Below are 20,580 nucleotides of genomic sequence, written 5' to 3' on the forward strand. Positions count from 1 at the left end.
CGAAGGGAGGCCTTCGCCTCACGCAGCGCAGGCGGAGCAAAGACCACGAATTTCGATGGTGGTCTTTTCCGCCTTGAAACGCTTCGCCTTGACGAAGGCATCCAGTCGGTCGTCAACGGCGTGATCGTGGAATTCCTCGACATGGCCGCAACTGTTGCAGATCGCAAAGGCAACGGTGCCGTGGCGGCAGCAATTGTCGTTCGGATGGGCGCAGGCGACGAAGGCGTTCAGGCTTTCCAACCGGTGCACCATGCCGAATTCGAGCAGCTTTTCCAGCGCGCGATACACCTGCAGCGGGGCGCGAAAACCATTGTCGCGCAGCTTGTCGAGGATCGTATAGGCGCTCATCGGCTGGTCGGCGCGCGACAGCACGTCGAAGACAAGACCCTGGTTCTTGGTCAGTTGCTGGGCGTTCATCAGTGATGTCCTCCATGCGAATGTTCGGCCCCGGCGTCGATCTTCCGACCGATCGGCAAGAGGCTGAGAATGAAAAGAAGCAACGCCGCAACGACGATCGAGGGACCGGACGGCGTATCGTAATGCAGCGAGCCGAACAGCCCGCCGACCACCGCCAGCGCGCCGATCAGCGAGGCGAGCACCGCCATGATTTCCGGCGTCGAGGAAAAGCGGCGGGCGGTCGCGGCGGGAATGATCAGCAGCGAGGTGATCAGCATGATGCCGACGATCTTCATGGCGATGGCGATCACCAGCGCCATCAGCAGCATGAAGTAGAGGCGTGCCTTTTCCGGCTGCAGGCCTTCCGCCTCGGCAATCTCCGGATTGACCGTCGAAGCCAGGAGCGGTCGCCAGAGATAGACGATGGCAAACAGCACCAGCACCCCGCCGCCCCAGATCAGCTGGATATCCGCGGTGGTGACGGCGAGGATGTCGCCGAACAGGAAAGCGACGAGATCGATGCGCACCCAGGTCATGAAGGCGACCATCACCAGGCCGATGGCCAGCGTCGCATGCGACAGGATGCCGAGCAGCGCATCCGCCGACAGCGCCCCGCGCCGCTGCAGCAGAAGCAGCAGGATCGATACCAGGGCAGCGACGAAGAAGACGCTGAGGATGAGGTTGAGCTCGAACAGCAGCGACAGCGCCACGCCGAGCAGGGCGGAATGCGCCATTGTATCGCCGAAATAGGCCATGCGCCGCCATATGATGAAGCAGCCGAGCGGGCCGGTGGTCAGCGCCAGGCCGACGCCGGCGACGATGGCGCGCACGAAGAAATCGTCAAACACGCGGAACGCCCTCCCCGACCGGATGATGGTGATGATGCAGGTGCCGGTGGTGATGGCCGCAGCCGCAATCCGGTCCATGTTCGTGATCGTGCGCATGGTCGTCGCCGGCTTCTCCCGCCGGAGCATGATCATGGTCATGATGGCCGTCTTCGGGATGGCAATGATCGGTCACCGAACCGTCCTCATGCAGGACACGGCCATCCGGCAGGTGGGTGTGGTCGTGATGATGGCTGTAGACCGCCAGCGTCTCCGACGCCCGCGCGCCGAAAAGCTTGCGGTATTCCGGGCTCTGGCTGACGGCCTGCGGCGTGCCGCGGCAACAGACATGGCCGTTGAGGCAGATCACCGTGTCGGTCTCGGCCATCACCACATGCAGGTCGTGCGAGATCAGCAGGATGCCGCATCCGGCCGTGTTGCGGATCGACTTGATGAGGTCGTAGAGGGCGATCTCGCCGGAAAAATCGACGCCCTGCACCGGTTCGTCGAGCACCAGCAGGTCCGGCTTGCGGGCGATGGCGCGGGCAAGCAGCGCCCGCTGGAACTCGCCGCCGGACAGGTGCTGCACCTCGGCGCCCGCCATATGGCTCATGCCGACGGAGGCCAGCGCCGCCGCGATCTCCCGATCCGGCAACGGGCCGGTCAGCGTCATCAGGCGGCGCACGGTGAGCGGCAGCGTCCAGTCGATGGCGAGCTTTTGCGGCACGTAGCCGACCTTCAGCCCCGCTCTGCGGTCGACATGGCCTTCATCCGGCTTCAGCACTCCGATCGCCGCCTTGGCGCTGGTCGACTTTCCGGAGCCGTTCGGGCCGATCAGGGTGACGATCTCGCCGGGCGAGACGGAAAACTCGACGCCACGCACCAGCCAGCGGCCGTTGCGGCGAACGCCGACATTGTGGAGGGACACCAGCGGGTTCGCCGGAGGAACGGAAACCTTGAGCATATTTTTTCCGGAGCAGTGTTGCGCATCGCTATGACACACGTTATAGCATAACGCAATTGATGTAATAACATTACATTTGATATTCAAGTGGAGCAAAACCCATGAAAGTCGCATCCGCCCTCCTGCTCGCCTCTGCCGCCCTCCTGTCTGCCGGCACGGCGAAGGCCGAAGCGCCCCAGGTCATCGTCTCGGTCAAACCGATCCATTCGCTGGTGGCGGCGATCATGAAAGGTGTCGGCGAACCCGGCCTGATCGTCGAGGGCGCTGCCTCGCCGCACACCTACAACATGAAACCCTCGAACGCGCAAAAGCTGCAGGATGCCAATGTGGTCTTTTGGGTCGGTCACGGCCTTGAAGCCTTCCTCGACAAGCCGCTGGATGCCTTGGGTGGCGACGCGACCGTCGTGGCGCTTGAGGACGCGCCCGGCCTTACCAAGCTGAAATTCCGCGAGGGCGGCGCCTTCGAGGCCCATGACCACGGTGAACATGAGGGCGAAGAAGGCCATGCACACGCAGGCGAGCACGCCCACGAGGACGGACATACGCACGAAGAAGCAGGTGCGCATCATCACGAGGAAGGCGAGTTCGACATGCACCTCTGGCTCGACCCGGTGAATGCCAAGGCCATGGCCGACGAGATCGAGAAGACGCTGGTCAAGGTCGACCCGGCCAATGCCGATACCTATGCCGCCAATGCCAAGGCGCTCGACGAAAAGCTCGATGCCCTGGACAAGGAACTTGCCGATATCGTCGCTCCGGTGAAGGACAAGCCGTTCATCGTCTTCCACGATGCCTATCAATATTTCGAGCATCGTTATCATGTGCGTGTAGCCGGCTCGATCACGGTCAGCCCGGAAAACATGCCGGGTGCCGAGCGCATCGCCGAGATCCACAAGAAGGTCGGCGACCTCGGCGCCACCTGCGTCTTCGCCGAACCGCAGTTCGAGCCGAAGCTGATCAAGGTGGTGACGGAGGGCACGCCAGCCAAATCCGGCACGCTCGACCCCGAAGCCGCAACCCTGACCGAAGGCCCCGACCTCTATTTCGACCTGATGCGCGGCATCGCGACGTCGCTGAAGACCTGCCTGTCCGAAGCCAGCTGATACCTTTCCTGCGTCATCCTCGGGCTTGTCCCGAGGATCCAAGCACGTTGGATAGATCCGCTATCGTCAATTGCGTAGCGTCCGCAGGCAGATCCTCGGGACAAGCCCGAGGATGACGAAAAACTTGTTGCAGACAGTCCAAGGCGGGCACCTGTCCGCTTTTTTCAGACCATCAAATGTAACAATATAACATAAAGGAACCGCGATGGAAAAACTTCCCGTGACCGTGCTCTCCGGCTTCCTCGGCGCCGGCAAGACGACTTTGCTCAACCATGTGCTTGCCAATCGCTCGGGCCTGCGCGTGGCGGTCATCGTCAACGACATGAGCGAGGTCAACATCGATGCGGCGCTTGTGCGCGACGGCGGCGCCAACCTGTCGCGCACCGACGAGCAACTGGTGGAAATGACCAACGGCTGCATCTGCTGCACCCTGCGCGACGACCTGCTGCAGGAGGTCCGTCGTCTGGCGGAGGAAGGGCGCTTCGACTACCTGCTGATCGAATCCACCGGCATCGCCGAGCCCCTGCCCGTTGCCGCCACCTTCGATTTTCGCGACGAGGACGGTCTCAGCCTTTCCGACGTGGCGCAGCTCGATACCATGGTGACGGTGGTCGATGCCGCCAACCTGCTGGCCGACTACGCTTCCGCCGATTTCCTCGCCGACCGCGGCGAAACCGCCGGCGACGGCGACAACCGCACCCTCGTCGACCTGCTCGTCGAACAGATCGAATTCGCCGACGTGGTCATCCTCAACAAGATCGGCACGGCCACCGCCGACCAGCGCGACGCCGCGCGGAAAATCATCACCGGCCTCAATCCGGATGCACGGCTGATCGAAGCCGATTTCGGCCAAGTGGATTTGAAGGAGGTGCTCGGCACCGGCCGCTTCGACAGCCTCAAGGCGGAAACCCATCCGCTCTGGTACAAGGAACTGCACGGCTTTCGCGACCACGTGCCGGAAACGGAAGAGTACGGCATCCGCTCCTTCGTCTATCGTGCGCGAAAACCGTTCGACCCGATGAAATTCCAGAATTTTCTCGATAGGAGCTGGCCGGGCGTCATCCGCGCCAAGGGCTTTTTCTGGCTCGCCACCCGACCGCATCACGTCGGCGAGATCAGCCAGGCGGGCGCGCTGGTGCGCACAGGGCGGATGGGCTTGTGGTGGGCCTCCGTGCCGCAGGAGCAATGGCCCGACGATCCGGGTTTTTTGCGGGCGATCGGTCCCTATCTGGATCCGGTCTGGGGCGACCGGCGCCAGGAAATCGTCTTCATCGGCGCCGATCCGATGGATGAGCAACACATCCGCGCCGATCTCGATGCATGTCTGGTCGGGACGGATCGTTTCGCTCCCGACCTGTGGCAAAACCTGCCGGATCCCTTCGCAAGCTGGAACCGGCGCGCCGCATGAAACCTGCTGCGGAAACGACCGGCAGCAGCTTTTCCTGTCTGCCCGCCGCCGCGCATGACGGCGGGCACGGCGAAGGCTGCGCGTGCGAGAAAAGGCCGCACGCGCAGCCGACCCTACCCACTTCGCGTCAGAATTCTGGGGGAGACCTTCGCACTCCCGCGAACAACAGCTATCCGGAAGACCCGGCATGACTGCCACCATGCGCGGCAAGGGTTTGAGGGCGGATGATGCCGCCCTCATGAAACATGTGTTTAACGCGCAGTGGCAATACTGAGGATCAGGCCGGTCGCAGCGCTGACCAGCAGGAAGTTGTTATCGACCCTGACCCACTGTTCGCCACGGTGCGGTTCGCGCAGCTTGTAGCGGCGGAAGTCGCGCGAGTTGACGGTCTGGCGCCGCTCTGCACGGCTCAGCTTGTTGCCCTTGGCCCAGCGATTCCGTTCGACGATCTTTTTCTTGGTGACCGTCTTTTCGATCGTCACATGACGGCCGGGCTTGTGCTGATCGGCGGAAGCCGCCATCGGCGCGGCCAGGAACGATGCGGCAAGCAGGACGGCAAAGAGCTTTTTCATCGGGGTTCTCCTTTGTTGACACCCCGAAACTACGTCCCGGAAAATGAACCGTATATGAAGATGGAAATTAAAATTTCGTAACGTTTACCTAGCCTTGCAAGAATATCTTAAAAATTAGAATTCACTCAAATACTAAGGTTATCATAGCAAAACCAGTCGAAATCCGCCGCTTTTCCACGCCCGGACGTGTCGAAGGCAAACATGCCGGCAAAGGCACCGGTAAACGAACCGTGCTCGCCGCGACCGCCCTCGTCGGAAATGACGCCGGCATCGAGAACCGGGCCGAGCGGCTGCCAGGCCCCCATACCTTCCACCTGCCAGAAGAACTGCAGGTCGTTGCCCCGCACCTCCATGGACAGCTGCACGCGGCCTTCGACCGGAATAGCCACGCCGCTTCCGGCCGGGAAAGTCAGGCGCCCGCCGGGATAATCGCCGTTGCACGACAGGATCGTCACGCAGCGGCCGAGCTTTTCGTGCAGCGTCACGGCGACGGCGTGGAATTTATAGCGGTTGTAGTAGTGCGTCAGCCCGGCGACCTGCTGATAGGTGTCCGGCTGGAACTCCATGACCGTTTCGGCGCGAAAATCATGATGTTCCTGCCGGCGGGCGACCAGCGCCTGCTCGAACCACGATCCAATGCTTTCCCGCCCGAACAGGCGCAGGTGGCCGGGGCGTGCGCCCAGGCTGAACAGCCGCTGCCAGCCCGGCGTGCGCAGCCACTGGAAATCGAGCGGCAAGGCATCACCGTCGAAACTGTATTCGCTGCGCCGCGGTTTGAGCAGCGGCTCGACTGCCGTCGGCGCCGGCACGTCCACCGAAGGGACCACGCCGCCTTGCGCCAGATAGAGCCAGCCATCTTCCTTCCATTCGCATGTCTGGATGGCGGTCTCGCGCCCCAGCGTGCAGCGGCGATGCGGCGGCAGCGGCCGGCCGGTCAAATGGGTATGGTAGGGCGTACCGTCGGGCGTCTCGACATATTGGCCATGCCCGGCGCGCTGCAGCGGCGCCTCTGGGTTATCCTTGGCGGTGATCAGGTAGCGGTCGGGATGCAGCTCGTAGGGACCGGCGATTTCCCGCGACCGGGCCATGGTGACGGCGTGGTCGTAGCCGGTGCCTCCCTCGGCCGTCGTCAGGTAATACCAACCGCTCTTGCGAAAGAGATGCGGGGCTTCGACGAGACCGAGCGCAGTGCCGGCGAAGATGTTGGTGATCGGACCTTTCAGTGCCTTCGTCGCGGGGTCCCATTCCTGCAGCAGGATGCCGTCGAAGGCGGTATGTGCCGCGCCGCTATGCACTTCGTCGCGGTGGTTCCATTGCATGTTGACGAACCATTTCTGGCCGTCCTTGTCGTGAAACAGCGACGGATCGAAACCGGAGGAATTGACGTAGACGGGATCGGACCACTCACTTTCGATCGTCGATGCGGTGACGATGTAATTGTGCGCGTCCTTAAAACTGCCGTCGAACCGTTTGACGTCGGTATAGACGAGCCAGAACTGACCGTCGGCGTAAGACAGGCATGGCGCCCAGACGCCGCAGCTGTCGGGATTGCCGCGCATGTCGAGCTGCGCTTTGCGCTCCAGCGGCCGACGCACCAGCGTCCAGTTGACGAGGTCGCGGGAGTGATGGATCTGCACGCCCGGATACCATTCGAAGGTCGAGGTGGCGATGTAATAGTCCTCGCCGACACGGCAGATCGACGGATCGGGATTGAAGCCCGGCAGGATGGGGTTGCGGATCATGGTTTCCTCCCAGATGTATCTTTGCCGACTTCGGCGCGGCGGCGGACCCTCACTCCAGCCTTTTCCCCGTGGGCAGCAGGACTATCGCATTTGGAATGAGAGGGTGCCACCGGTCCCTTCTCCCCTCGGGGAGAAGGTCGCGGCAGCGGGATGAGGGGGTGCCACGAGCGAAAGTCCTGCCGTGTCGCGCCCCCTCATCCGACCCTTCGGGCCACCTTCTCCCCGCCGGGGAGAAGGGAAAAAGGCGACCTCACTCCAGCTCGGCCGACTTGGTCCAGAGGTTGATATCGGCCTCGCGGGCGTAGAGATCGATTTCCTTCAGCTCCTCGGCGGTGAACTCGGCATTGTCCAGAGCCTTGACGCAATCGACGATCTGCGAGGCGCGGCTGGCGCCGATCAGCGCCGATGTCACCCGGCCACCACGCAAGACCCAGGCGATGGCGAGCTGCGCCAGGGTCTGGCCGCGGCGTTCGGCGATCTCGTTGAGCTTGCGGATGTTGTCGATGATCGACGGGCGGATGAAATCGCGTTTGAGGAAATGGTTCTGGGCCGCGCGGCTGTCATCCGGAATGCCGCCGAGATATTTCGTCGTCAGCATGCCCTGTGCCAGCGGCGAGAAAACGATCGAACCCATGCCGACCTCGTCGAGCGTATCGAGCAGACCGTCGTCCTCGACCCAGCGATTGAGCATCGAATAGCTCGGCTGGTGGATGATGCAGGGCGTGCCCAAAGCCTTCAGGATCGCCGCCGCCTCGCGGGTGCGCTGCGAATTGTAGGAGGAGATGCCAACATACAGCGCCCGGCCAGAACGGACGATATGGTCGAGCGCGCCGCATGTCTCTTCCAGAGGCGTATCCGGATCGAAACGATGGGAATAGAAGATATCGACGTAATCCAGCCCCAGACGCTTCAGGCTCTGGTCGCAGGAGGCGATCAGATATTTGCGGCTGCCCCATTCGCCGTAGGGACCCGGCCACATGTCGTAACCGGCCTTGGACGACACGATCAGTTCGTCTCGCAGGCCCGAAAACTCCGTGCGGAGGATGTCGCCGAAGGCGGTTTCGGCGGTACCGCCCGGCGGGCCGTAATTGTTGGCCAGGTCGAAATGGGTGATGCCGAGATCGAAGGCGGTGCGGCACATGTCGAGCTTGCGCTCATGCGGCGTGTCGTCGCCGAAATTGTGCCAGAGCCCCAGCGAGATCGCCGGCAATTTCAGCCCCGACCGACCGGTGCGATTGTATTTCATCTTCGAATAGCGGTCCGTCGCCGGTGTCCAGGCCATGATATATTCCTTTGAGAAAAGCGCGCGGGCCAAACAGCCCGCGCGGACAATAGACCCTCGATCGATTACCGCAAGAGTGCCTTTGCTTCTTCGATGCCGAGCGCGGCCGGCTGGGTGCAGGTCGTGGTCAGATCGACGAAGCGGCGCTCCTCGCCGGACTTGAGGATCGAGGTCATGACGTCGACACCATGCAGCGTGCGCTCCAGCGAGCAGCGCGCGTCACGGCCCTCGATCAGCGCCACGGCCATATCGGCCAGGCCGGCCGTGCGGTAGTTGGCCATCATGCCCTGCGGATGCTGCTGGTTTTCCACCGAGAACGGATGCTCCCAGGCCTCCAGCGCCTTGATCTCCTTGTTACGACCGCTGACTTCGACGGTACCGCCGAAGAAATTCGGATCGGGCACATAAAGCGAACCTTCCGTGCCGTAGAGTTCCATGTTCGCATGGCGGTGCGACCAGACATCCCAGCTTGCCGACAGCGTCACCGTCGCGCCGCTGACGAATTCGAGCAGCGCCTGGATCGTCGTCGGCGTCTTCACCTCGATTATTTCGCCCGTGCGCGGCTTGCTGGTGATGGTGCGGGTGGTGTTGGCCATCGACGTCATGGCGCCGACGCGTTTCACCGGGCCGATGAGGTTGATGAGGTTGGCAATGTAATACGGCCCCATATCGAGGATCGGACCGCCGCCCGGCAGGAAGAAGAAATCCGGGTTGGGATGCCAGCTTTCCATGCCCGGCCCCATGACGTAGCAGGCGCCCGACGTGATGCGGCCGATGCCGCCCTCATCAACATATTTGCGGGCGAGCTGGTGCGCGCCGCCGAGGAAAGTATCCGGCGCGCAGCCGACGGAGAGGTTCTTTTCCTGCGCGATGCGACGCAGTTCCTCGCCCTGTTCCAGGGTCAGCACCAGCGGTTTTTCGGAATAGACGTGCTTGCCGGCCTCCAGAATGCGCTTCGAGACGGAATAATGCGCATCCGGGATCGTCAGGTTGACGACGACGTCGATCTCGTCATTGGCGAGAAGTTCGTCGATCGTCTGCGCCTTGACGTTGAATTCCTCGGCGCGGGCCTGGGCCGCGGCGACATTGATGTCGGCGCAGGCGCGCACCTCGATGCCGCGAAACAGCGGCGCGAGCGAAAAATAAGTGGTTGAAATGTTGCCGCATCCGATGATGCCGACGCCAAGTTCCTTGGTCATGGGAAAGTCCGTTCAGTAGGTCTTGAAGGAAGTGATCGAGCGGGTGGCAAGCCGGTCGAGATCGTTCGGATTGTCGTGTTCGACGATGAAATGGCGGGCGGGCGTGCTGCGCAGCAGCGGCACCAGCTTGTCCCAGCCAACGGTGCCGTGGCCGACATCGGCCCAGCCGTCCTCATCGGTCTTCTCGCCGGCCGGCGCGATGTCCTTGACGTGCACCGAGGTGATGCGCGGACCGTATTTCTCGATCCACATGAAGGGATCGGCGCCGCCGCGAATAACCCATGCAATGTCTGCTTCCCAGCTGAGGCTGGGGCCGCCGGCAAAAATCTGGTCTAGCGGCATCGAGCCGTCTTCCAGGGCAAAAAACTCGAAATCGTGATTGTGCCAGCCGAAATCGAAGCCGGCATCGATAAACGGCTGGCCAGCCTTCTGCAGCCGTGCGCCAAAATCGAACCAGCCCTGGATACCGGAGGGACGCAGCTCGGGAACGATATAGGGGCAATAGACGGATTCCATGCCGAGCGTCCGGGCGATGCCGAGCGCCTTGCCTGGATCCTGTTCGAGCAGGTCGAGGCCGAAATGGCCGGTGGGCATGGTCAGGCCGTTGCGGTCGAGATCGGCCTTGAGCGCATCCAGTGCCGTCTGGTCGAGTTCGCTGTAAATACCGCCGAAACCTTCGACTTCGGTGTAACCGGCCCTGGCGAGCGTCGCAAACACGTCGGAAAGCGGCGGGTAGTTGCGGGCGCTGTAAAGCTGGAAGCTGAGCTTGGTCATATCGGGTTTCCTCCTATCGGCCCTTCGGCCTGTTTGTGGCGTGGCGCTTGGGAGGCGCGTTGCCTTGTCAATGGTGCCGGAGCCCTCTCCGGCCGGGCCGCACCGAAGAGTGCGGCAAGGGGTTTTCTAGGCCTGGCACGAATGCAGGTCATAGACGCGGAACTGCGGCACCTCGCCTTCGCCGGACGGCGAAGCGGGGGTGAAGACGATCCGCCGGGATTCGCCTGACGCAAGATCGAAAGCGTTGTCGGAATAGCGGCCCGGCGTCTCGCTTTCGAGCATGACAAACAGGGCAAGCCCGGCCGCCTTGACGGTGATCTCCACCGTGCCATCGGCCAGCGGCTTGGCGGCAAGCGCCAGACTGGACGGTTCGAGGTCGAGCGCCTTGTAGGTACCGCCGACATGGTGCCCTTCGCCGGCCATGCCGTTCGAGGCGGTAAAACTCCACGCCAGCAGCGCCTGCGGCGGAATCTCCGCTGCATCGATCGTCGCAAACGTCGTGGCGTGGTCCGGGCTGCCGACGCAACTTGCCGACCGCAGCGGAGTGCGTTCACCCGAGAGGCTCAGCAGGAACAGGTTCACGTCGACATCGACCGGTTCGGCCGTATCGTTGACGATGGAAAAGCGGATGAGATTGCGCTTGGTATCCGGAATGGCCACCACTGTGACCGGCTGGAAAAAGCGGCGGGCGATATAGTGCAGCACCTTCCAGCTGCCGCCGTGATCGAGGCTGGCCCAGGAAGCGACGGGCCAGGTGTCGTTGAGCTGCCAGTAAAGCGTGCCCATGCAATGCGGCTTCAGCGACCGCCAGAAATCCACCGCCGTCTTGATCGCCAGGGCCTGCTGCACCTGGCTCAGATAGACGAAATTGGCGAAATTCGTCGGAAAGCGGAAGTAGCGGAACATCGTGCCGGCGATACGCTCGTTGCCGCCGGCATTCTTCTGGTGCAACTCGATCACCGGAGAGGCGATGTTCATGTCCTTCTCGGCCGCAAAGCCACGAATGACCGGCAGCGAGGTGTAGGACTGGAAACCGAATTCCGAGCAGAAGCGCGGCCGCACGCTGCGATACTCGTCGAAGGATTTGTTTTCGTGCCAGACGGACCAGTAGTGCATGTCGCCCGAACCGTCGGCATGCCAGGCATCGCCGTAGTCGAGATAACCCGAAGCCGGACTGGACGGCCACCACAGGGCATCCGGCGCCGCCTTCTTCATGCGCTGCTCGACCAGACGATTGAGCCGGTCGTAGGCCACGAGATAGCGGTCGCGGTTGTTGCGCGAGACATCGAACCAGGTGAGCGCACCGACAAGCTCGTTGTCGCCGCACCAGAGTGCGATCGACGGATGGCTCGACAGCCGATTGACCTGGTAATCGACTTCCGCCGCAACGTTTTCCAGGAATTCGTCGGTGCAGGGATAGAGGTTGCAGGCGAACATGAAATCCTGCCAGACCATCAGGCCCAGCCGGTCGCAAATATCGTAGAACCAATCGTGTTCGTAAAAGCCGCCGCCCCAGACGCGGATCATGTTCATGTGCGCATCGGCGGCGGCCTGCAGCAGCGCCTCGGTCTTGACCGGGCTGGTGCGAGAAAACAGCGCATCGGCGGGAATCCAGTTGGCACCGCGGCAAAAGATTTCGCGGCCGTTGACCCGGAAGGCGAAACGGCTGCCGGCTTCATCGGGCGTCGTCAACAATTCGATGGTGCGCAGGCCGATCTGGCGGGTGACCTGTTCGGTGGGGATTTCCACATCCAGCGTATAAAGTGCCTGCGCACCGCTGCCCGCCGGCCACCAGAGACGGGGCTCGGCCACGTGGAAGACATGATGGATGACGGTCTCGCCTGACCGCACGCCACAATCGAGCCGCACCCGCTCGCCATCGAAGCTGAAATGGACGGGCAGGACACCAGGCTGCTCGGCATGCAGCATCAGCTTCACATGCAAGTCGACGCTGCCATCTTCGTGATGGATTTGGCGGGTGACGACATGTTCGATGCGCGCCGTCTCCAGTCGCTTCAACGCGATCGTGCCGTAGAGGCCGAGCGGAGCGATGGCAATGTTCCAGTCCCAGCCGAAATGGCATTGCGGCTTGCGCAGCATGTTGCCGTTGGCGATCGGCGAATTTCCGGGGTGGTAAGGCACATAAAAAGGCTGCTGCGCCTGCAGTTCGGCGCCGGCGGCAATCGAGGAATGGATGGTGATGCGAATGGTGTTTTCGCCTGATCGCAACGCCTTCGAGACATCCGGGCGCCAGCGGCGGAAACAATTGTCCGCCTTGAGCACCACGGTGTCGTTCACCTCGACCGTGGCGATGGTGTCGAGATAATCGATATCGAGATACCAGTGGCCAGCGATATCATCGAGGGAGAAGTGGCGCTCGAGGACCCAGTCCTTGTGCGCCACCCACTGCACCTCCACCTCATTGCGGCCGACATAAGGATCGGCGATCCGGCCGGCGGCCAGCAGGGCGCTATGGACGTCGCCGGGAACCGGCATCGGCAGGCTGTGGCTGCCGTCGGCGCTGGCGAGCTGCCAGAAGCCGGCGAGGTCGAAGATGGATGGGGCGGTCTGCTGCGTCATAGGAGGGTCTCGAATGGTGTGTTGTCATGGTCCGCCGCAAGCATGGGAGAGGATGTGGCCCCTCCTCCGCCTGCCGGCACCTTCTCCCCGCTTGCGGGGAGAAGGAGATGTGCCGCACCGTTCTCCTCAAATAAGAACCGTGGGTATGCCTAACCCTCTCCCCGCCTGCGGGGAGAGGGTTAGGGTGACGGGCAAACCCGCCCCCCTCAGATCCGCAACTCCGTCCCGGCATCGAAGAGCGAGGCGAGCGACATGTCGAAGCCAAGCTTGACCGGCGTGCCCGGGCGGAAACGCCGCGAACCGTTGATGCGCACCGAAATGGTCTGGCCGGCAAGTTTCAGCCAGAGCAGGTTGTCGGCACCCATCGGCTCCTCGATATCGACAGTCGCCTCGTGGACATCGCCCGTGCCTTCGTTGACCTTGATATGTTCCGGCCGAACGCCAAGAACCACCTTGCGGCCGGGCTTCAGGCTCTCGCCGGAGACATAATCGTCGAGCGGGAAGGTCACGCCGTTGAGCACAAAAGCCGGCCGGCCATCGACCTCCGTCAACTCGCCGCGCAAAAAATTCATCGAGGGGGAGCCGATGAAGCCGGCGACGAAGAGGTTGCGCGGGGCATTGTAGATCGTCGTCGGATCGTCGAGCTGCTGGATGATACCGCTCTTCATGATGGCGATGCGGTCGGCCAGCGTCATGGCCTCGATCTGGTCGTGGGTGACGTAGATCATGGTGTTCTTCAGCGACTGGTGCAGCCGCTTGATCTCGACGCGCAGTTCCGAACGCAGCTTGGCATCGAGGTTCGACAAGGGCTCGTCGAAGAGGAAGACATCCACATCCCGCACCAGCGCCCGGCCGATAGCAACGCGCTGGCGCTGACCGCCGGACAGTTCCGCCGGCTTACGCTTCAGAAGCGGTTGGATCTGCAGGATCTCGGAGGCGCGGGCGACACGCTTGTCGATCTCAGCCTGGGGCACCTTGGCGACCTTGAGGCCGAAGGACAGGTTCTTCTCCACCGACATCTGCGGATAAAGCGCGTAGGACTGGAACACCATGCCGATGCCACGATCCTTCGGCTCCTCCCAGGTGACGTTCTTGCCCTTGATGAAGATCTGCCCCTCGCTGATATCGAGCAGGCCGGCGATGCAGTTGAGCAGGGTCGACTTGCCGCAGCCGGACGAGCCGAGCAGCACCAGGAACTCGCCGTCCTTGATGTCGAGGTTGAGGGTCTGCAGCACGTTGACCGAGCCGAAGTTCAAAGACAGGTCTTTGATGGAAACGCTGTTGTTGTCGGTCATGAGATCAACCCTTCACTGCGCCGGCGGCGATGCCGCGGACGAACAGCCGTCCGGAGACGAAATAGACGATGAGAGGCACGGCGCCGGTGAGGATGGTGGCCGCCATGTTGACGTTGTATTCCTTCACGCCCTGCACCGAATTGACGATGTTGTTGAGCTGAACGGTCATCGGGTAATATTCCGGCCGGGTGAAGACGACGCCGAACAGGAAGTCGTTCCAGATGCCGGTGATCTGCAGGATCATGGCGACGACGAAGATCGGCAGCGCCATCGGCAGCATGATCTTGAAGTAGATCGCCCAGAACCCCGCCCCATCGATGCGCGCCGCCTTGAACAATTCCTCCGGCAGACCGGCGAAATAGTTGCGGAACAAGAGTGTCAGGATCGGCATGCCGAAGATGGTGTGAACCATAACGAGGCCGGTCAGCGTGCCGTAGATGCCCATTTCGCGCAGCACGATGACGATCGGATAGATCATCACCTGGTAGGGAATGAAGGCACCGACGATCAGGATGGTGAAGAACACGTCCGCACCCTTGAAGCGCCAGTTGGCGAGCGCATAACCGTTCACCGAGGCGACGGCGATGGAGATGATCGTCGAGGGTATGGTGATCCTGACGGAATTCCAGAAGCCGCGCGACAGGCCGTCGCAATTCAGGCCTGTGCAGGCTTGCGACCATGCCTTGACCCATGGCTCGAAGATGATCTCCACCGGCGGCGAGAAGATGTTGCCGAGGCGGATCTCAGGCATGCCCTTCAGCGAGGTGATCACCATGACGTAGAGCGGCAGCGCATAATAGACGGCGGCCACGAACAGCGTGCCGTAGACGATGATGTTGCGCGACGAAAACACCCGGCGCGGCTTGCGGCCGGAAGGGCCGGCAAGTGCCTGGCTGCCGGATTGCGTTGCAGGGGAAACGGTTGTCGATGTAGCCGGGTTAAGCACGCTTGCGCCCTCCTCCGAACTCGAGATAGGCCCAGGGAACGATGATAATGGCGACGGTGATCAGCATCATGGTCGATGCCGCAAAACCCTGCCCCAGGTTCTGGGCGTGGAACATGTAGTCATAGACGTATTTCGCCGGCACTTCCGACGAGATGCCCGGACCGCCGCTGGTCTGCGCCACGATCAGGTCGTAGACACGGACGATACCGCTGGCGATGATGACAAGCGTGGTGACGAAGACGCCGCGCATCATCGGGATGATGACGAAGACATAGGTCTTCCAGACCGGAATGCCGTCCACCCGCGCCGCTTTCCAGATATCCTCGTCGATGCCGCGCAGGCCGGCCAGCATCAGGCACATGACGAGCCCGGTGCCCTGCCACAGCGCGGCGATGAGGATGCCGTAGATGACGATTTCCGGCGTGTAGAGCGGATCGAAGGTAAAACTCGTCCATCCCAGGCCCCGCACCACCGACTGGATGCCAAATTCCGGATTGAGAATCCACTGCCAGACAAGGCCGGTAACGATGAAAGACAACGCGAAGGGATAGAGGAAGATCGTGCGAAAGGTGTTCTCGAACCGGATCTTCTGGTCCATCATGACCGCAAGAACGAAACCGATCACCAGGCTGAAGATCAGCGAGAATATGCCGTAGATCGCCAGGTTCTGGATCGACATCAGCCAGCGCGGCGCCGCCCACAACCGTTCGTACTGGTCGAGACCGACGAAGGACAGGCGTGGCAGCAGCTTGGAATTGGTGAAGGAATAGACGACCGTCCAGATCGTCCCGCCGAGAAAGATCACCACGGCGGTGAGCATCATCGGCACGGAGGCAATCTTGGCTGGCAGATTGCGAAAATATTGGTTTGGCCGGCCGGCTCTCGCTGGACCCGTCATAAAATGTTCCTCCAGATTCGCGGTCGATACGTGCCGTTCCGTCAGGCCAAAAATGCGCGTCCGTCAGCCATCGGCAGCAAGACGAGATCAGGCGGGCGCATCGTCAGTTGATGGCAAGCGCACGGAACGGGGATCGGCCCCTCGGGACCGGAAAGACGGCCGCGTCAGGTGACGCAGCCGTCCACGAGCAACGATCAGTCCGCCGAAGCGATGATGTCGACGAAGCGCTTCTGCGCGTCCTCGGGCGTGATCGACGGATTGGCGAAGAACTCGGAGAACAGGTCTTCCTTCTGCTTCTGGCTGTCGGCCGAAAGCAGCTGGTCGGTCCACTGCACCACTTCACCCTTGGCAAGGATGTCGAGGCCCTTCTTCATGCAATCGTTGGCGGCGGCCAGGTCGACGTCGCCGCGCACCGGCAGCGAGCCCTTCTTGAGGTTGAAGGCGACCTGCGTGGCGGGGTTGAGCAGCGTCGAAGCCAGCGCTGCCTGCGCCTTGGACTTCTCTTCGTCCTTGAGCAGCGGGAAGTAGAAGGCGTCGCCGCCGGTGGCGATCACTTCGGTCACGCCGAGGCCCGGAAGGCAGGTGTAGTCTTCACCGGCCTTCTTGCCGGCCATCTGGAATTCGCCCTGCGCCCAGTCGCCCATGATCTGGCCGCCGGCCTTGCCGGTGATGACCATGTTGGTCGCCTGGTTCCAGTCCTGGACATTGGTGCCCTTCGACATGCGGCGGGCATCGTCAGCCGCCTTGAAAACCTTGGCGATCTCGGGGCCGGCAGCGGCTTCCGCATCCTTCTCGCCAAACACCTTGAGGAAGGTTTCCTTGCCGCCGATCGCCAGCATCAGAACGTCGAAGGCACCGGATGCCTGCCACGGCTGACCGCCGACGGCGAGCGGCACGATGCCGGCCTTTTCGAGCGCCGGCGCGGCTGCGACAAACTCATCCCAGTTCTTCGGCACATCGACGCCGGCCGTCTTGAACGCGCCATTGGAGAGCCAGAGCCACTGCCAGGAGTGGATGTTGACCGGCGCGCAATAGATCTTGCCGTCGATGGTGCAGCTGTCGAGCAGGCTCGACGGACGAATGATCTCTTTCCACTTCTCCGCGGTGGCGACATCGGTCAGATCGCGCATCAGGCCGGCCTGAACAAGTTCTTCCGCCTGGCGGCCGTGGTTGAACTGGGTGGCACCCATCGGATCGCCGCCGGTGATGCGGCTGATCATGATCGGACGCGCGGTGCCGCCCGAACCGGCGATAGCGCCATCGACCCACTTGTTGCCGGTGGCGTCGAACGCCTTGGCCAGCTCGGCGACGGCAGCCGCCTCGCCGCCGGACGTCCACCAATGGGTGACTTCGAGATCGGTCGCGGCAGCGGAACCGGCTGCCAGGGCGACGGACGCTGCCAGCGCAGCTGCAGTCAAACGAATATTCATGAGTTTTCCTCCCTCACTGAAACGTTGCCGTAAAAACTTAGATCAATCGATTTAATGACGCAACAGGGGCGCACGTTAAATTTTTTCTTCACCCCAAAACTCTACCTGGAGTTTAGGGTGAGAACGTTATTGCTGCGATGCTCCAACCCGGAGAAATCGCCGATGCCGCACTGCAAAGGCAATTTATATCGTTGTATTTAGATATTTTTCCACTTTTTACCAATGATTTCCCGATCATCCTCATTCGCAAGCGCAAAAAATTATCAACAAGGGGCTTGGGGACAATTCCCAGATGTAATCGCGTCAGCGAAACGAAAAACCGCTCGACAAACAAACTGTATCGTTACAGATTTTTCAGAAGAGGGAGGACCGTTGCTTATATGGCTGCGCTTGCGACACCAGGAAAGCCAAGATAAGGAACGGAGGACGAAGGACGGCAGTGCGGGATGGACAGCAGGGATAAACTGGACGCGAAGACAGGATCGGCACCGGAACGCCCGACACTGAAGACGATTGCCTTCATGACGGGCCTGGGCGTGACCACCGTTTCGCGTGCGCTGAAGGATGCGCCCGACATCGGCTCGGAAACCAAGGAGCGGGTGCGCATGGTTGCCCGCCAGCTCGGTTACCAGCCGAATCGCGCCGGTGTGCGCCTGCGTACCGGCAAGACAAACGTCATTGCGCTGGTGTTGAGCATCGACGAGGAGATCATGGGCTTTACCAGCCAGATGGTCTTCGGTATTTCCGAAGTGCTCAACAGCACCCAGTACCACCTGGTGGTAACGCCGCATTCGCAGAGCCGAGACCCGATGGTGCCGGTACGCTACATTCTCGACACCGGCTCGGCCGATGGCGTCATCATCTCGCGCATCGAGCCGGACGACGCCCGGGTACGGCTGATGTCGGAACGCAATATGCCGTTTGCCACCCATGGCCGCACCGACATGGGCCTCGCCCATCCGTTCCACGATTTCGACAACGAGGCGTTCGGTCACCAGGCCGTCAAGAGCCTTGTGGCGCGCGGACGGCGGCGGATTGCGCTGCTGCAGCCGCCGAGCAAGCTATCCTTCTACACACACACACGCATCGGCTTCCAGACAGGCCTGCACGATTACGGCGCCGAAGAAGTGCCGCTGCGCGTCACCATCGACACGCCGCTGCCGGAAATCCGCGATGCCGTGGAAGCGCTGATGCGCTCACCCAATGCGCCAGACGGCATCGTCTGCTCGGCCGGCAGCGGCGCCATCGCCGTCAATGCCGGCATCGAGGCTGCCGGGAAGCGGCTGGGCGTGGATGTCGACATGGTCGCCAAACAATCCTCCAACATCCTCAACTGGATCCGCCCCGAGATCATCACCATCTACGAGGATGTGCGTCTCGCCGGACGAGAACTTGCCAAGGCGGTCATCGCCCGCATCGACGGTGTCCCGGCGGAAGATCTGCAGAGCATCAGCGCCCCGGCCTGGCCGCAGAATTGAAAAAGCCCGCCGGTTAAGCCGACGGGCTCTGATCAATAACAGAGTCAGGAAACCCCTCCTCCGTGATCCCCGGGCTTGTTGTAAAGCCCGAGAATGACGGAAGCGGAGGTGTCTTGTCTTGCCCCGACCTCAGGCCGCACTCGCGCCACTACCCCACGGGCCGTGATGCGAATCGGCACCGTCGAGGCGGTCGAAGCCGTGTGCGCCGAAGAAGTCGCGCTGGGCCTGGATGAGGTTGGCCGTGCCGCGACCGCGGCGATAGGCGTCAAAATAGCCCAGGGCCGAAGCCAGTGCCGGAACCGGAAGGCCACCAAGAGCGGCGTAGGAAACGACGCGGCGCAGGGCGGCATCCGTATCCTTCACCATGCCGGCGAAGGCCGGAGTGACGATCAGGTTGGCGACATGCGGGTCCTTGGTGAAGGCCGAGGTGATCTCGTCGAGGAACTGCGAGCGAATGATGCAACCAGCCCGCCAGATCTTGGCGATGGTCGGCATCGGCAGGTTCCAGCCGAACTCCTTCGACGCTGCGGACATTACGGCAAAACCCTGCGCATAAGCGCCGATCTTGGCCGCAAGCAGCGCGTTTTCGAGATCGGCAATGAATGCCTTACGGTCGGAAACGGCAGCCGGCGTCACCGACGGCAGGCCGAGAATGCCCTCCGCAGCCTGACGCTCACCGCGCTGCGACGAGAGGATACGGGCGGCAACGGCGGCTTCGATGGCCGTGGCGGCCACGCCCATGTTCTGCGCTTCGATGACCGACCACTTGCCGGTGCCCTTCTGGCCCGCCTGGTCGAGGATCATGTCAACCATCGGACCGCCGGCGATCGGATCGGTGGCGCGCAGCACCTTCTCGGTGATTTCGATCAGGTAGGATTCGAGCCGGCCCTTGTTCCATTCGCCAAACACGTCGGCGATCTCGACAGCGCTCATCTTCAGGCCGTCGCGGAGGATGCCGTAGATTTCGGCGATCATCTGCATGTCGGCATATTCGATGCCGTTGTGGATGGTCTTGACGAAATGGCCGGCGCCGTTCTCACCCAACCAATCGACGCAGGGCTCGTTGTTGTATTTCGCCGCAATCGAGGTCAGCACCTTCTCGACGCGCTTCCAGGACTCCTCGGTGCCGCCGACCATGATCGACGGGCCATGGCGGGCCCCCTCCTCACCGCCGGACACGCCCATGCCGATGAAGGTCAGACCGCTGTCCTTGAGGTTGTCGAAGCGGCGCATCGTGTCGCGGAAATTGGCGTTGCCGGCATCGATCATGATGTCGCCCTTGGACAGATAAGGCTTCAAAAGCTCCATTTGCTGGTCGACGGCGTCGCCGGCCTTGATCATGATGATGATCGGCCGCGGCGGGCGGATGGCGGCAACGAATTCCTCGATCGTCTTGCACGGCACGATCTGGCCACGCAAGTCGCCGGCGGCGGCCACGAACTCATCCGTCTTGTCCGGAGTGCGGTTGAAAACGGCAATTTTATTGCCTTTTTCCGCAATGTTCAGCGCCAAGTTCGAGCCCATGACTCCGAGCCCGATCAGTCCGATTTCTGCCTGTTCCACGCAAAAGCCTCCAATTGAATCCTTGGCATTTAATGCTGGCTGTTGTGGCACTCAAAACGGCAAACGGCAAGGCGGATTGGCTTCAAACGATTAAATTTCACATGTCGCACTCTGGCCAGTTCCCGT

The 20,580-nt window shown here is 61.9% G+C and carries 17 protein-coding genes; 3 read left to right on the plus strand and 14 right to left on the minus strand.

From position 1 onward, the window contains the following. Window positions 1–18: 18 nt before the first annotated feature. The 3 genes from ACSQ3I_RS15565 to ACSQ3I_RS15575 are packed head-to-tail and all read right to left on the minus strand — an operon-like array spanning window position 19 to window position 2,184. Window positions 19–417, minus strand: coding sequence for a Fur family transcriptional regulator (locus tag ACSQ3I_RS15565; protein WP_436000380.1), 399 nt, complete (start codon window positions 415–417; stop codon window positions 19–21). Then, window positions 417–1,244: a metal ABC transporter permease gene (locus tag ACSQ3I_RS15570; protein ID WP_436000705.1), complete on the minus strand. Its 828-nt coding sequence runs from the start codon at window positions 1,242–1,244 to the stop codon at window positions 417–419. Before ACSQ3I_RS15570 ends, ACSQ3I_RS15565 begins: the two co-directional genes overlap by 1 nt. Then, window positions 1,237–2,184 (minus strand): ATP-binding cassette domain-containing protein, encoded by a 948-nt coding sequence (locus ACSQ3I_RS15575; RefSeq protein ID WP_436000382.1) that lies wholly within the window; start codon window positions 2,182–2,184, stop codon window positions 1,237–1,239. The genes ACSQ3I_RS15570 and ACSQ3I_RS15575 overlap by 8 nt, the downstream gene beginning before the upstream one ends. A 101-nt stretch (window positions 2,185–2,285) precedes the next feature. Here ACSQ3I_RS15575 and znuA point away from each other — a divergent pair, with 101 nt between their 5' ends. Beyond that, a complete protein-coding gene (znuA, locus tag ACSQ3I_RS15580; RefSeq protein ID WP_436000383.1) occupies window positions 2,286–3,287 on the plus strand; it encodes a zinc ABC transporter substrate-binding protein ZnuA in 1,002 nt (333 codons plus the stop codon). 205 nt (window positions 3,288–3,492) lie between these two features. Then, window positions 3,493–4,695 carry a zinc metallochaperone GTPase ZigA gene (gene zigA, locus ACSQ3I_RS15585; RefSeq protein ID WP_436000385.1) on the plus strand — a complete coding sequence of 401 codons (1,203 nt, stop codon included), beginning with the start codon at window positions 3,493–3,495 and terminating at the stop codon, window positions 4,693–4,695. 251 nt (window positions 4,696–4,946) lie between these two features. Here the strand turns inward: zigA and ACSQ3I_RS15590 are convergent, their stop codons facing one another. The 10 genes from ACSQ3I_RS15590 to ACSQ3I_RS15635 form a co-directional block, all read right to left on the minus strand. Beyond that, window positions 4,947–5,267, minus strand: a complete 321-nt coding sequence (locus tag ACSQ3I_RS15590; RefSeq protein ID WP_436000387.1) for an RcnB family protein — start codon at window positions 5,265–5,267, stop codon at window positions 4,947–4,949. Window positions 5,268–5,392: 125 nt separating this feature from the next. Beyond that, entirely contained in the window at window positions 5,393–7,009 is a 1,617-nt protein-coding gene (locus ACSQ3I_RS15595; RefSeq protein WP_436000388.1) for a glycoside hydrolase family 43 protein, read from the minus strand. 250 nt (window positions 7,010–7,259) lie between these two features. After that, window positions 7,260–8,291 carry an L-glyceraldehyde 3-phosphate reductase gene (gene mgrA, locus ACSQ3I_RS15600; protein ID WP_436000390.1) on the minus strand — a complete coding sequence of 344 codons (1,032 nt, stop codon included), beginning with the start codon at window positions 8,289–8,291 and terminating at the stop codon, window positions 7,260–7,262. 65 nt (window positions 8,292–8,356) lie between these two features. Then, window positions 8,357–9,490: a Gfo/Idh/MocA family protein gene (locus ACSQ3I_RS15605; protein ID WP_436000392.1), complete on the minus strand. Its 1,134-nt coding sequence runs from the start codon at window positions 9,488–9,490 to the stop codon at window positions 8,357–8,359. A gap of 12 nt (window positions 9,491–9,502) precedes the next feature. Next, window positions 9,503–10,264, minus strand: a complete 762-nt coding sequence (locus ACSQ3I_RS15610; RefSeq protein WP_436000394.1) for a sugar phosphate isomerase/epimerase family protein — start codon at window positions 10,262–10,264, stop codon at window positions 9,503–9,505. Window positions 10,265–10,390: 126 nt separating this feature from the next. Next, complete coding sequence (locus ACSQ3I_RS15615) at window positions 10,391–12,844, minus strand: beta-mannosidase (protein ID WP_436000396.1); 2,454 nt, start codon at window positions 12,842–12,844, stop codon at window positions 10,391–10,393. Between the two features lie 206 nt (window positions 12,845–13,050). Then, the gene (locus tag ACSQ3I_RS15620; RefSeq protein ID WP_436000398.1) at window positions 13,051–14,139 is read right to left on the minus strand and encodes an ABC transporter ATP-binding protein; all 1,089 of its coding nucleotides are present in this window, start codon (window positions 14,137–14,139) and stop codon (window positions 13,051–13,053) included. A gap of 4 nt (window positions 14,140–14,143) precedes the next feature. Further along, the gene (locus tag ACSQ3I_RS15625; protein WP_436000400.1) at window positions 14,144–15,085 is read right to left on the minus strand and encodes a carbohydrate ABC transporter permease; all 942 of its coding nucleotides are present in this window, start codon (window positions 15,083–15,085) and stop codon (window positions 14,144–14,146) included. Next, window positions 15,078–15,983, minus strand: a complete 906-nt coding sequence (locus ACSQ3I_RS15630; protein WP_436000402.1) for a carbohydrate ABC transporter permease — start codon at window positions 15,981–15,983, stop codon at window positions 15,078–15,080. Before ACSQ3I_RS15630 ends, ACSQ3I_RS15625 begins: the two co-directional genes overlap by 8 nt. 194 nt (window positions 15,984–16,177) lie before the next feature. Beyond that, the gene (locus ACSQ3I_RS15635) at window positions 16,178–17,413 is read right to left on the minus strand and encodes an ABC transporter substrate-binding protein (RefSeq protein WP_436000403.1); all 1,236 of its coding nucleotides are present in this window, start codon (window positions 17,411–17,413) and stop codon (window positions 16,178–16,180) included. A 446-nt stretch (window positions 17,414–17,859) separates the two neighbouring features. Between ACSQ3I_RS15635 and ACSQ3I_RS15640 the strand changes: the two genes are divergently transcribed. Then, on the plus strand, window positions 17,860–18,891 hold the full coding sequence (locus ACSQ3I_RS15640; protein ID WP_436000405.1) for a LacI family transcriptional regulator: 1,032 nt from the start codon (window positions 17,860–17,862) through the stop codon (window positions 18,889–18,891). A gap of 129 nt (window positions 18,892–19,020) precedes the next feature. On the opposite strand, the gene gndA is transcribed toward ACSQ3I_RS15640, so the two are convergent. Next, window positions 19,021–20,454 (minus strand): NADP-dependent phosphogluconate dehydrogenase, encoded by a 1,434-nt coding sequence (gene gndA / locus ACSQ3I_RS15645; protein WP_436000406.1) that lies wholly within the window; start codon window positions 20,452–20,454, stop codon window positions 19,021–19,023. Between the last annotated feature and the right edge of the window lie 126 nt (window positions 20,455–20,580).

Source organism: Rhizobium sp. LjRoot30 (assembly GCF_964253915.1).
Classification (GTDB): domain Bacteria; phylum Pseudomonadota; class Alphaproteobacteria; order Rhizobiales; family Rhizobiaceae; genus Metarhizobium.